Below are 13,144 nucleotides of genomic sequence, written 5' to 3' on the forward strand. Positions count from 1 at the left end.
GAGAGCGGAAGCGGCTGCGCCGCTCTCGCCGATCAGGCTTACTTGGCGGGGTTCGGGCCGATGCGCTCGCCATGTTTGACGCGTTCGGGTGCCTTGTGGACATGGGTATAGGCGTAATCCACGCCCATGCCGTAGGCGCCGGAATGTTCCTTCACGATTGTCGTCACGGCGTCATAGGTTTCGCGGCGTGCCCAGTCGCGCTGCCATTCCAGCAGCACCTGCTGCCAAGTGACGGGAACGCAACCGGCCTGCACCATGCGATCCATCGCATATTTATGAGCATCGACCGATGTGCCGCCCGAGGCATCGGCGACCATGTAGATCTCATAGTCGGTGTCGTGCATGCAGGAGAGTGCGAATGTCGTGTTGCAGACTTCCGTCCAGAGGCCTGACACGACGACCTTTTTGCGGCCGCTGGCGGCATTCTTCGCCAGGGCATCGCGGACGTTCTGATCGTCCCAGGAATTCATCGAGGAGCGCTCGAGAATGGTGTTTTCCGGGAAGACGGCCAGCAGTTCCGGATAGGTATGGCCGGAGAAGGCCTCGGTCTCGACCGTGGTGATCGTTGTCGGCACCTTGAACGTCTTGGCAGCTTTGGCGAGACCGACCACGTTGTTCTTCAAGGTCTGGCGGTCGATGGACTGCACGCCGAAGGCCATCTGCGGCTGCTGGTCGATGAAGATCAGCTGGCTGTTCTGCGGTGTGAGGACTTCAAGATATTTCGACATTCTCGTTCTCCCTAGTCATGAGGCCTTGAAGGCAAGGATTGGACCGTCAAGCGCCGCTTCGGAAGCTTGCGGTGAATCGCTTTCCCCGACGTGCGAGGCCGCGATTTGACGGGAACCTACTTGGCAAAAGCCAAATCAGATTGTCGGTTCTCACCCTCTTTTGTCAAAAATTGCTTCCAGGTGCAGAGGTGGCAGGCAGGTATCGGAGCAGCCAAAGAGCCACCCAGAAATTTTTGCGCGGCGCTGTCGGGGTGGTCAGCGTTCGCGCGTCCTAGAGGCATGAACGACGACCAAAAGGAGGATGTTTCATGGTCAAGGTCATATCGCATCTCTGGTTTGCCGAAGGTGCCCGCGAGGCGGTGGAATTCTATGTTTCGCTGGTTCCCAATTCAGCAATCGGCGACATCACCACCGTGCCGGCGGAAACGCCGAGCGGCCCTCCAGGCAGTGTCGAAATTGTGGAGTTCACGCTCGGTGGCCAGAATTTCATCGCCATGCAGGCAGGGCCGTTCGAGCCGTTCAACCATGCCTATTCCGTGCAGATCATCTGCGAAGATCAGGCGGAGGTCGATCGTATCTGGAATGGGTTCATCGGCAACGGAGGTACGGCAGAACAATGCGGCTGGCTTAGGGATCGCTGGGGTCTTTCCTGGCAGATCGTGCCCAAGGCGCTAGCCGAGATGATGAGCGGCGCGCGCAAAGGCAATGCCAAGAAGATGACCGAGGCAATGCTGCAGATGGTCAAGCTCGATGTCGCAACGTTGGAAAAGGCCTTCCAGGAAGCGGCCTGAATCCCGTAAAGCAGAATGAACAGAGCGGACGGCGGCCCCGGAGAGGGGCTGCCGGTTTAATTCTCCCAGTGGATTTTGAGGGGAAATGATGTCATTGGGACAGCGGGAGGCAATTCGAAAACGGGGGTGATTGAATTGGCGTCTCGGCCACAGGTTTCATTGCTTCAAGCCGGTGCGGTGTCGATTGTGCGCATGCGCAGCAACAGCGCCGATCATGACGAGAGCGGGCCGATTCCCCAGGCCGATGCCTTTAGCGTCATCGCGCAGCTGAAGCCGTTCGACAACCATCGTCTGTGGCGCCGCGGCAAGCTCATCCATGACGGCGGCCATCCGGCAGGTGCGCTGGCGATCACCGATCTCGCAGAGGAATGGCGCTGCCATCATCGCTCCTCTTTCGATAACATGCGCTTCAATATATCTCGGCAAGGGCTTTCCGATTTCAGCTACGAGGCGGGGCGTTCCGGCTTTAGCGGGCTCGATTGCGGGCAGGGCCAGCTCGATCCGGTCGTGCAGGGGCTAGCCATGGCACTTCTGCCGGCGCTCAGCCAGCCAGCGCATGCCAGCGCGCTTTTCGTCGATCACGTCCTGCTGGCGCTGCAGGCGCATCTGGTAACGCGCTACGGCAAGGTCAACCTGCCCACCGAGCGCAGCGGCGGGCTTTCGGCACGCCAGCTCAACACGGCGACCGCCTTCCTTGCCTCGCTGACGGCGCGGGAGGCGACGATATCGGATGTCGCTGCGCAATGCGGCTTGTCGACCAGCTATTTCATCCGCGCCTTCAAAAAATCGACGGGCCGCACGCCGCATCGCTGGCTCATGGAATACCGGGCGGAGAAGGCGCGGCAGATGCTGCTTGGCACGGCGTCAATCGCCGAGATCGCGGTTGCCTGCGGTTTTGCCGACCAGAGCCATTTGACACGCATTTTTACGGCGCTGAATGGTGTTTCGCCGGGAACGTGGCGCCGGGAGCGCCGCATCTAGAGCATTTCCGTATTCGCTCGATCGGAGCACGGTTGCTGGAACTGGCCCCCAGCATTGCTCAAGTAAAAGTGAGCAGACGGGTTATTTTCAAAGTTTGCTGATATTACAAATCTGTAATGACGGGTGGTTACGCTTGCTGCCGGCCGGGTAAAGATGCGATATTGTCGCACCAGGCGAGACTCTTTGTCTCGCACGCCTCTCTCGACCGACCCTGGACAACCTCAAGTCCCTCCCGGAGACGTGAATGCCCTTTTGGAAGCAGTTTGTACTTTGCATCGTCGCGATTGTCGCCGGCTTTGCCGCGTGGGTTTATTTTGTGCCTGGTGCTGGCGAAACGATGCGTAATGCCGGAATTCCCGACAATATCGTTTCCATGATCGCGCCCACGGCTGAAGAAACGGCCGATGCCGGCGCGCAAGGCCAGGGCGGACAAAACCAGGGTGGACAAAACCAGGGTGGGCAGGGGCAGAACCGTCGCAGTGGCGGAGGCAACGGCGCAGGCGGCGGCCGCAATTCGGCTGTTCTCGTCGTCACACAGGCCGTGGTGCAGGGCACCGTCAACGATCGGCTGAACGCGATCGGCACGGGCGATGCGATCCGCTCCGTCGCGGTTACGCCGCAGGCAACCGGCACGATCCGCGAAATCCTCATCAAGTCGGGCAATACGGTCAAGCAGGGCCAGGTTCTCGCCAAGCTCGACAGCGAAGAGCAGGTGATCGCCCAGGGTCAGGCGCAGGTGGCGCTGAACAGTGCGCTTGAGAAGTCCAACCTCTATCACAACATCAAGTCCAGTGTGTCGCGCATGGACGTATTTGATTCCGAGATCGCCGAGCAGAATGCAAGGCTGCAGTTGCAGGCTGCCGACCTCAATCTCCAGCGCCGCAATATCGTGGCGCCGATCGACGGCATCGTCGGCATCGTGCCAGTCAATATCGGCGACAATGTCACGACTTCGACGCCGATCGTGACGCTTGATGACCGCACGGAAATCCTCGTCGACTTCTGGGTGCCGGAGCGCTTCGCCAATACAGTTTCCGTCGGTCAGGCGGTCGAGGCCACTTCGGTGGCCCGGCCGGGCAAGATCTTCTCCGGCGTGCTGGAGGCGGTCGATAACCGCATCGACTCCGCGAGCCGCACGTTGCGCCTGCGCGGACGTATCGACAATAGTTCGGATGAACTGCGCGCTGGCATGTCCTTTGCCGTCAGCATGAAATTCGCTGGTGACAAGTACCCGGCCGTCAATCCGCTGTCGGTGCAGTGGGATTCGCAAGGCTCCTTCGTCTGGCGGGTGACCGATGACAAGTCGCACAAGGTTCGTGTCACCGTCGTGCAGCGCAATCCGGACTACGTGCTGGTCAAGGCTGACTTGAAGGATGGCGATCAGATCGTCACGCAGGGTCTGCAGCGCGTGCGCGAGAACGGCGCGGTGCGGGTGGCGACCGACGTCGCCTCCAACGACAAGGTCAGCGCCCAATGAGCGTGACCGAGATCCACCCCGGCAAGCCAGAATCCAACAAGGCGACCTTCACCGCGCTTTTCGTGCGGCGCCCGATCCTGGCGCTCGTCTTCAACACGCTGATGGTGGTGGCAGGTCTCGCAGCCTATGTCGGCGTCGAAGTGCGTGAGCTGCCTGACGTCGACCGGCCTGTCGTGACGGTTCGTACCACCTTCGACGGCGCTTCGCCGCAGACGATCGACCAGGAGCTGACCAAGGTCATCGAAGGCGCTGTTGCTCGTGTCAGCGGTCTCAAGTCCATTTCGTCCAGCTCTTCGTTCGGTCAGAGCCGCGTGACGCTGGAATTCTCCGATTCCATCGATCTGGCGGTTGCCGCCAACGACGTGCGCGACGCGATCGGCCGCATCACTCAGAACCTGCCTGACGAGGCGGATGCGCCGCAGATCGTCAAGGCGGATTCTGATTCCTCGGCGATCATGCGCCTTGCGGTGACGTCCGATACGCTCAACATGGACGACCTGACGCAGCTCGTCGAAAACGAGGTGGTGGACCGTCTCGCCTCCGTCGACGGCGTTGCCGATGTCGAGGAATATGGCGATCAGGAAAAGGTCTTCCGTGTCGATGTCGATCAGGGCGCGCTCGCCAGCCGCGGTCTGACCGTCGGGGATCTGACCAAGGCACTCTCCAATGCGGCGCTCGACGTGCCGGCCGGATCGCTGAAGAGCATGATGCAGGATATCGTGGTGCGCGCCACTGCGAGCCTGCAGACTCCGGAAGATTTTCAGAACGTCATCCTGCAGGACAATGTGCGTCTTGGCGACGTTGCGACCGTAACGCTCGGGCCACGAGACGGCGAAACGGCGCTGCGTTCCAACGGCAAGCCGGGCATCGGTCTCGGCATCATCCGCCAGGCGCAGTCGAATACGCTGAATATTTCCGCCGGCATTCACGCTGCCGTCGACCAGCTTTCCAAGACGCTGCCGAAGGGCACGACGATCGCGATTACCAGTGACGACGCCGTGTTCATTCAGGGCGCGATCCACGAAGTGGTACTGGCGCTGCTGCTCTCTGCCGTCATCGTCACGGTTGTCATCTATCTCTTCCTGCGCGACTGGCGCGCCACGCTGATTCCATCGGTCTCCATGCCGGTGGCGCTGATCGGTACACTTGCCGCCATCTACATGGTCGGGTTCTCGATCAACATCCTGACGCTGCTTGCCATCGTGCTTGCAACCGGCCTCGTGGTCGACGACGCCATTGTCGTTCTCGAAAACATCGTGCGCAGGCGTTCCGAGGGCATGGGGCCGCGTGCGGCGGCCGTGCTCGGTACGCGCGAGGTGTTCTTCGCTGTTATCGCGACGACGGCCACCCTTGCTGCCGTTTTCATCCCGCTCTCCTTCCTGCCGGGGCAGGTGGGGGGCCTCTTCCGCGAATTCGGCTTCGTGCTTGCCTTCTCGGTCGGCCTGTCGTCGATCGTCGCGCTGACGCTGTGTCCAATGCTTGCCTCGCGGATGCTGACCAAGCCGATGATCGAGGATCACGGTTTGCTCGGCCGCTTTGGCGGGGCTTTCGCCGGCGCCTATAAATGGGCGCTGCATGCCTGTCTGAACGCCCCCGTCGTCGTCATCGTCTTCTCGCTCATCTTCGGCGGCGCTGCGGTAATCGCTTTCGGTACGGTCAAGAGCGAGCTGACGCCAGAGGAAGACCGCGCCATGGTAATGATGCGGCTGACGACGCCGCAGGGCTCCAGCCTCGAATATACGCGCGACAAGATGCAGCTGGTGGAAGAATATCTGCAGCCGCTCGTCGATAGCGGCGAGATCCGTAACGTCTTCTCGATCTCCGGCCAGGGCGGCTCGTCCAATAGCGGCTTCATGGTGCTGACGCTGGCGCCCTGGGGCGAACGTCACCGCACGCAAGCCGATATCGTGCGTGATATCAACCAGGCGGCTTTCAAGGTGCCAGCACTGCGCGGCAACGCGATCTCCTCGAACAGCCTGCGCATCCGCGGGGCCGGCAGCGGCTTGCAGATGGCGCTGATCGGCAACGATCACGAGGCACTGACGGCGGCGGCTGCTAGGCTCGTGCAACAACTCGATGCGAGCGGCCAGTATGATACGCCGCGCCTCAGCAACGAGCCGTCGCAGGCGCAGGTTTCCGTCGCTATCGACCGCGAACGGGCCTCCGATCTCGGAATCGACATTACCGGGCTTTCCACCGCCATTCAGTCGCTGCTCGAGGGACGCTCTGTGGTCGACGTCTTCGTCAACGGCGAATCCTATCCGGTGCTGTTGACCTCGACGATGCGGCCGATCGACGATCCGACCGATCTCGAAAACGTCTTCCTGAAAACCGGCGACGGCAAGATCGTGCCGATGTCGGTTATCGCCTCGTTGAAGGAAGGCTCGGTTGCGCCGCAGCTGAACCGCGAGCAGCAGCTCGCTTCCGTCGCGATCACTGCCGGCCTCAAGAACGGCATGTCGCTCGGCGATGCGGTGAAGAACGTCACGCAGGTGGCAGCGCCGCTGCTGCCGCCCGGCGCCCGCCTGCTGCCGCTCGCCGAAGCCGCGACGCTGGAGGAGAATTCGAGCGGCATGGCGCTCACCTTCGGCTTTGCGATCGTCATCATCTTCCTGGTGCTCGCCGCTCAGTTTGAAAGCGTGCTGTCGTCGCTGATCATCATGTCGACGGTGCCGCTCGGTCTTGCCTGCGCCGTCTTCGCGCTTGTCATCACCGGGTCCAGCCTCAACATCTACAGCCAGATCGGCCTCGTGCTGCTTGTCGGCGTCATGGCGAAGAACGGTATCCTGATCGTGGAATTCGCCAACCAGCTGCGCGATCATGGCGAGGATGTGCGCTCTTCGATCGAGAAGGCCTGCGCGCTTCGCCTGCGCCCGGTCATGATGACGATGATCGCCACCATCCTTGGCGGTGTTCCGCTGGTCTTTGCCCATGGTGCCGGTGCGGAAGCGCGTGTGGCACTCGGCTGGGTCATCGTTGGCGGCCTCGGCTTTGCAACGCTTGTGACGCTGTTCATCACGCCCGTCGCCTATCTGCTGATTGCCCGCTTCGCCAAGCCGCATGCCCATGAGGAAGCCCGCCTGCACGAGGAAATGACGCATGCGACGCGCCCGAAACCGGTGTCGGAGGAACAGCTTCAGGCTGCTGAGTAAGAGGGGCGAGTAAGCCTTTTCAATATTCTCGAAAAGCCCGACCGGATATCTCCGGCGGGTTTTTTATGGTGAATGAAGTCTTGTGGAATAAGATAAATTACTTCTGAACTTTAGCCGTTTGTTAAGCGTAACAGGCAATGATTGCGCTCAGTAACCGGTCGGTCTTCTCCAGTTTTCCGAAGGCCATTGCGCCGATTTTCCGGCGACGGCGGACATGAATGTCCGCGTGATTTCGGTACATCCTGTTTAGTTGCGTCCTGTTGTGTTTTGGAGTTCGTACCGTGAGTATTTATCAGCGCACCTCCGTGGATGCGGCGCTTTATGTGTTGCGTGACATTAATCGGAATATGACGGTGACGCAGAACCACGTTACGACGGGTCTGCGCGTCGAAAAGGCCCAGGACAATGCTGCTTATTGGTCGGTCGCAACGACAGCGCGTTCCGACAACAAGGCCCTGTCTGCCGTTCAGGATGCTCTCGGCATGGCGGCGGCCACGATGGGAACGGCGTCCGCCGGCGTCGATAGCGTCATTGACGTCGTCACCGAGATCAAGGCAAAGCTTGTCGCCGCGACGGAGCAGGGCGTCGACAAGACCAAGGTCGGCGAAGAGCTGGAACAGTTGAAAGCGCAGCTACGCAGCGTTTCCGAAGGCGCGGGCTTCAACAACGACAACTGGATCATCCTCGACAATACCACCACGCCGACGCAGCCGCGCCAGATCCCGGCCTCCTTCATCCGCAATTCGGACGGCACGGTATCCGTCGGCATGCTGAGCTACCATATCGACATCCCGCCGAGCGGCGCGACCTCTTCTAAGGATGCGCGCTATGTGATCGACGACCGGGCAGGCGGTACCGGCGAATATGGTGTGCTGACGTCCGCCTATTTCGCCACCGAACTCGGCACGACGCAGACTTGGGTGCTGACGAAGAGCAAGAACGGCAATACCGCCGGCCAGACGGAAATCGGCCTCACCGCGACGACCAGCAAACAGGATTTGAACGACATGATCAGCGTCGTCGATGCGGCGCTCGGACAACTGACGACCGTCGGCTCGGCCTTCGGCGCGCTCGAAAAGCGCATCAGCATACAGGACGACTTCGCCAAGAACCTGTCCGACAATATCACCTCGGGTATCGGCCGCCTCGTGGATGCCGATATGGAAGCCGAATCAAGCAAGCTCAAAGCATTGCAGACCCAGCAGCAGCTCGGCCTCCAGGCGCTGAATATCGCCAACGCCTCTTACGACAAGGTTCGCCAGCTCTTCCAGAACTTCTAATCCCGGTTCAATCCTGTAACCGCGCGGTGGGTCATGCCTGCCGCGCGGTTTTCCTGGCTCAGGCCTCGGCGGCCTTGGCAGCCATCGTCGCCTTTGCCCACCATGCCAGTTCGTCGAGGGCGGTCTTTGCCGTCTGGAGGAGGTTTGCTTCGATCTCGCTGATCGGCTTGTTGCCGAAGGCCGGATGCACAGCCATGAAATCGCCGCCGCCGATATGAACGGCAGCACGGGTGGAGACCATCTGCAGTTCCACGCCGATTCCTCGGAGATGTTCGACGGCGCGCGTCGCTCCGGTGCCGCCATAGCCGATGGCGGTGAAAGGCTTGCGGTTCCATTCCTTATAGGCCTGGTCGAGCGCATTCTTCAGGGAGGCCGTGATCGAGTGGTTATATTCGGCAACGACGAAGATGTAACCGTCGAAGCGACCAACCGTCTGCTGCCAGCGCACTGCTTCCGGGTTCTGGCTCGGCATCCACAGGTTCGATGCCATTTCGTCGAAGAAGGGGAGCGGATGATCGCGCAGGTCGATCAGTTCAACATCGAGATCTTCGCGGGCCTGGGCCTGTTTCAATATCCATTGTGCCGGGGCATCGGCAAATCGGGTGGGGCGGGTAGAGCCGATAATAACGGCGATGCGGGGCTTAGAATTCAAAGTAACCTCCTGTATGCTGGTTTCCAACGGTAACCAGATTACGGATGGTTTGCGGAATCGCACAAGGAGGCACTTTATTGAAACCAGATAACCGCGAGGAAACCGCCGCTTGCGAGGACATCGGCGATTGCGAACAGGTCCACGCCTGCGATCACATTAGTCGCCTGCTGGCACGTATCAGTGACAAGTGGAGTCTGCTGGTGGTGCGCGTGCTGGGTCATGGGCCTCTGCGCTTCAACGCCTTGCGCCGCGAAGTCGGCGAAATCAGCCAGAAGGTTCTGGCATCGACATTGCGGGAGCTGGAGGAGAACGGCTTCGTTTCCCGGACCGTCACGCCCACAACGCCGCCGCAGGTCGAATATGCGCTGACGGATCTCGGCCGGGAGTTCCTGGACCCGGTCCGGGGGCTTGCCGAATGGGTCGTTGCAAACTCGGCACGCATGGACGAGGCGCGGGCTGCCTATGCCAAGCGTCGCGGGCTCGGGTAGCGCATTCCTGACAAGAAAGCTGGTGATATCGGGGCACGGCTGCAACAGGCCGATGTTTCCTATGGGGAATTTGGATTATCAGATTAGTGTCTTCATCTTGTTGCCGCATTCCTTAATATCTGCTCGCACCAGCTTCGAACGGAGAACCTCCTGTCCATGATTAAGAAATTTATCCTTCTGGCCGTTGCGGCGAGCTACCTCTCAGCCTGCACGACGACCGATCCCTATACTGGTGAGCAGAAGGTATCGAACACCGCCGGCGGTGCTGCCCTTGGCGCGCTCGGCGGCGCTCTCGTCGGTGTCGCTGTCGGTGGCGGCGGCCACGGCAAGCGCAATGCGGCGCTGATCGGCGCCGGCATCGGCGCGCTCGCCGGCGGCGCGATCGGCAATTACATGGACCAGCAGGAAGCCGAGCTTCGCGCCCAGCTCGAAGGCACGGGCATTTCGGTCACCCGCCAGGGTGACAACATCATCCTCAACATGCCGTCGAACATCACCTTCGACGTCGACCAGGATGCGGTGAAACCCGGCTTCTATCCGACGCTGAATTCGGTGGCAATCGTGCTGCGCAAGTTCAACCGCACGCTCATCGACATCAACGGCCATACGGATTCGACGGGCAGCCTGCAGCATAATCAGGATCTCTCGGAACGCCGCGCTTCGTCGGTTGCCAGCTATCTGCAGGGCCAGGGCATCGATGGCCGCCGCGTTTCGGCCGTCGGTTTCGGCCCATCGCAGCCGATCGCTTCCAACGCATCCGAAGCCGGTCGCGCCCAGAACCGCCGCGTCGAAATCCAGATCGCGCCGATCACCCAGGGTTGATCGGCTACTTCCAGGCAACAGGAGGCCGGGCAATTGCCCGGCCTTTTTGTTTCGGCGAATTCGTCTCAATGCTGCATCGTCGCGCCCTTGGTGATCTTGTCGACGATCTTCTTGTCGGCCCTGAGCGCAATGCCGACGACCTTGGCGTCATCGGGGGCGTATTCGGCGAAGACGGCGCGATTGGCTGCGTCATGGCCGGTTGCAAACATTTCTTCAATGAAGACGGAGGAGGTCACGTCGCGCTCCAGCGCGCGGCGATGGATCGTCGATATCGTCGCTTCGTCGGCCGACAAGACGATGATCGGCTGGATGGATAGCGGGTTGTAGAGGTTGCCGGCGCGGTCCTTGTAGGGCTCGCCGATGATCTCAGGATATTGTCCGGCAATGCCTGTCGAGAGGAAAGCGGTGACATTCAGCTTCTGCCAGCCGGCAAGATTGTTTCGCAGGACGATCGCAATTTTGGTATCAAACATTTCAGTCTCTTTCATCAGGTAGTGACAGGGCATTGAGCCAGGATCTAACGTCACAGGTCTTCGAGGGTCTTGAACGTTTGTGCGAGCCGCAGGCGGGCACTGGCATCCTGACTGCGCCTGCCTTTCCCGGTATCGAGCGCATCGAGGCGCAATTTTCAGGCAATATGTTCGAGCCGCACCGGCATGATACCTATGCGCTGGGTGTGACGCTGCATGGCGTGCAGACCTTCACCTATCGCGGCGAACGGCGCTTCAGCATGCCGGGCCAGGTGATCGTGCTGCATCCCGACGAGGAGCATGATGGCGGGGCGGCCACCGAGGACGGGCTGCATTACCGCATGCTCTACATGGAGCCGGCGCTTTTGATGGAATGTCTGGCGGCGGAGAAGATCGGCTTGCCCTTTGTCGACCAGCCCGTCATTGACGATGGGGCGCTGGCGCAGGTGCTGCTCGCCGCCCTCGGCGAGCTCGACCGGGAGCTGGACGAGCTATTCGTCGACGATTTCGTCAGCCGTGTCGCGGGCGGCCTGTCGCGGCATTCACAGGTGCGCAGGCGGGCGCTGGGCACTGTTGCCTGGAAGCAGGTGCGGGCGGCACGTGATTATCTCGAGGCGCATGCGCTGAGGCCCGTGCGCTCCGGCGAACTGGAGAATATTACCGGCCTCGATCGTTTCACCCTGTCACGGCATTTCCGCTTGGCTTTCGCTACCAGCCCGCACCGCTACATGCTGATGCGACGGCTGCAGCAGGCGAAGGCGCTGATGGGCGAGGGGGAGAGTTTTGCTGATGTGGCCGCGGCGACGGGCTTTGCCGACCAGGCGCATTTCATCCGGCATTTCAAGAAGGCCTATGGCGTGACGCCTGGTCGCTGGGTGGGGCTTCAGCGATTTAATGCGGTGAATGCCCGCGATGGCGGGCTGTCACAGTCCTCGTTCGGAGAGCGGACTTAAACAGAAGCCCAATCCGTGGTCCGACGTGATCTCGTTTCCTACGTGGAGTTTGATCCCGTCCGCGCTCAGCGGCGCGTACATTTATCCATAAAATGGCATTATCATATGCATTTCCCATGCCTACAGCAATTAAGTTTGATGGAATAACCTGCTTTCAGGCATCGGCCGAATGGCTACGCGGCGGCGCCGGTCAGTGATAGGAAAAAGGTTCAAGGTACAACTATGTCTGCAAATGATAAGCCACTTATCGCAATTGTCGGCGCAACCAGCAAACAGGGTCGCAGCGTTGCAGCGACGCTCCTTCGCAGCGGACGTTTCCGCGTGCGCGCCCTGACCCGGAAAAAGGATTCACCCGAGGCTGTAAATCTGGAGAAACTTGGAGCCGAGATTGTCACCGTCCCTCTCCAGCTCGGCTACCGGAAGGATCTCGTTACCGCTTTCGAAGGCGCGGACGGGGCATTTCTGATGACGCCGCCCGTCATGCCGCCGGAGACAATAGAGGCTCCTATCGGCCGCCAACTTGCGGATGCGGCGGTCGAGGCAGGCGTCGGACATATTGTTTTCAGCACACTCGAGAATGTCGACGCCATCTCCGGCGGAACGAAGTTTGCTCCGCATTTCACCGACAAAGCGCGCGTTGCAGACTATATTCGCGGTCTGCCGATCTCTCATTCCTTCGTCATGCTGGCATTCTTCTACACGAATCTTCTCGAATATTATCCGCCGCGCATGGAAGACGACACGCTCGTGTTGCCGATCTATCTTCCCGCGGATTTTCGAGCGCCTTTTGTCGATCCACTGACGGCGACCGGGCCGGCCGTGCTCGAAATTTTCTCAAATCCCGAGCGCTACAACGGGAAAACGCTACCGATCGTCGGCGATGTCATCTCTCCGCGCGAGATGGTCGAAACTTTCCGAGAGGTAACCGGCCTCAAGGCAGAATATCGAAATGCTTTCACCAAGGGTGGCCTGCTGCAGTATTTTCCGGAGTTCGCCGCCAACGAGCTTTTCGTGCAAGAACTTCTGGGGATGGTCGAGTACGCTGTAGAATATGGTTTTTTCGGTAGGGAGCATGATCTGGAATGGAGCCGTCGCCTGAATCCTGACACGCTCGACTGGGAACAGTATCTTCGGACGACGGGCTGGCGCGGCGACAAGCGATCTTTCGGGCTCTAGAGCCTTTCCTGGTTAGATTGAAGCATTCTGCCGGAGCAGGTTTGTGTCAGGGCAAAGGCAATTGGCGAAAGGCGTACCCAAGGTACGTCCGAGCCGATCGCTTTTGATCCTGGCGCAAAGATGCCCGGCCCTAGCTGGTTTGCAAGCAAACCACCGGGGTTGGCCGAAACGGGC

Annotated in this window: 12 protein-coding genes; 9 read left to right on the top strand and 3 right to left on the bottom strand. The window is 60.3% G+C overall.

Annotation, left to right across the window (positions count from 1 at the left end; genetic code table 11):
• Positions 1-38: 38 nt before the first annotated feature.
• Positions 39-728, bottom strand: coding sequence for a hydrolase (locus FHX08_RS03095; RefSeq protein WP_132653834.1), 690 nt, complete (start codon positions 726-728; stop codon positions 39-41).
• A 308-nt stretch (positions 729-1,036) separates the two neighbouring features.
• Between FHX08_RS03095 and FHX08_RS03100 the strand changes: the two genes are divergently transcribed.
• From FHX08_RS03100 to FHX08_RS03120, 5 genes are all read left to right on the top strand, one after another.
• Complete coding sequence (locus FHX08_RS03100) at positions 1,037-1,519, top strand: VOC family protein (protein WP_132653835.1); 483 nt, start codon at positions 1,037-1,039, stop codon at positions 1,517-1,519.
• A gap of 192 nt (positions 1,520-1,711) precedes the next feature.
• Positions 1,712-2,500, top strand: a complete 789-nt coding sequence (locus FHX08_RS03105; RefSeq protein WP_132653836.1) for an AraC family transcriptional regulator — start codon at positions 1,712-1,714, stop codon at positions 2,498-2,500.
• 244 nt (positions 2,501-2,744) lie between these two features.
• The gene (locus FHX08_RS03110) at positions 2,745-3,977 is read left to right on the top strand and encodes an efflux RND transporter periplasmic adaptor subunit (RefSeq protein WP_132653837.1); all 1,233 of its coding nucleotides are present in this window, start codon (positions 2,745-2,747) and stop codon (positions 3,975-3,977) included.
• Positions 3,974-7,129: an efflux RND transporter permease subunit gene (locus FHX08_RS03115; RefSeq protein WP_132653838.1), complete on the top strand. Its 3,156-nt coding sequence runs from the start codon at positions 3,974-3,976 to the stop codon at positions 7,127-7,129. Before FHX08_RS03110 ends, FHX08_RS03115 begins: the two co-directional genes overlap by 4 nt.
• 281 nt (positions 7,130-7,410) lie before the next feature.
• Positions 7,411-8,409 carry a flagellin gene (locus FHX08_RS03120; RefSeq protein WP_132653839.1) on the top strand — a complete coding sequence of 333 codons (999 nt, stop codon included), beginning with the start codon at positions 7,411-7,413 and terminating at the stop codon, positions 8,407-8,409.
• 58 nt (positions 8,410-8,467) lie between these two features.
• Here FHX08_RS03120 and FHX08_RS03125 read toward each other — a convergent pair whose 3' ends face one another.
• Positions 8,468-9,061 carry an NADPH-dependent FMN reductase gene (locus FHX08_RS03125; protein WP_132653840.1) on the bottom strand — a complete coding sequence of 198 codons (594 nt, stop codon included), beginning with the start codon at positions 9,059-9,061 and terminating at the stop codon, positions 8,468-8,470.
• A 77-nt stretch (positions 9,062-9,138) separates the two neighbouring features.
• Here FHX08_RS03125 and FHX08_RS03130 point away from each other — a divergent pair, with 77 nt between their 5' ends.
• Entirely contained in the window at positions 9,139-9,549 is a 411-nt protein-coding gene (locus FHX08_RS03130) for a helix-turn-helix domain-containing protein (protein WP_132653841.1), read from the top strand.
• Positions 9,550-9,705: 156 nt separating this feature from the next.
• Complete coding sequence (locus tag FHX08_RS03135) at positions 9,706-10,371, top strand: OmpA family protein (protein ID WP_132653842.1); 666 nt, start codon at positions 9,706-9,708, stop codon at positions 10,369-10,371.
• Between the two features lie 65 nt (positions 10,372-10,436).
• Here the strand turns inward: FHX08_RS03135 and FHX08_RS03140 are convergent, their stop codons facing one another.
• Positions 10,437-10,844, bottom strand: coding sequence for a DUF2000 family protein (locus FHX08_RS03140; protein WP_112541292.1), 408 nt, complete (start codon positions 10,842-10,844; stop codon positions 10,437-10,439).
• Between the two features lie 32 nt (positions 10,845-10,876).
• On the opposite strand from FHX08_RS03140, the gene FHX08_RS03145 reads away from it, so the two are divergent.
• Together FHX08_RS03145 and FHX08_RS03150 are read left to right on the top strand one after the other, a co-directional pair.
• Positions 10,877-11,794: an AraC family transcriptional regulator gene (locus FHX08_RS03145; protein ID WP_132653843.1), complete on the top strand. Its 918-nt coding sequence runs from the start codon at positions 10,877-10,879 to the stop codon at positions 11,792-11,794.
• A gap of 222 nt (positions 11,795-12,016) precedes the next feature.
• Entirely contained in the window at positions 12,017-12,970 is a 954-nt protein-coding gene (locus FHX08_RS03150; protein ID WP_132653844.1) for an NmrA/HSCARG family protein, read from the top strand.
• Positions 12,971-13,144 lie beyond the last annotated feature (174 nt).

The organism is Rhizobium sp. BK529, from assembly GCF_014194105.1.
In the GTDB taxonomy this organism is placed as follows: domain Bacteria; phylum Pseudomonadota; class Alphaproteobacteria; order Rhizobiales; family Rhizobiaceae; genus Rhizobium.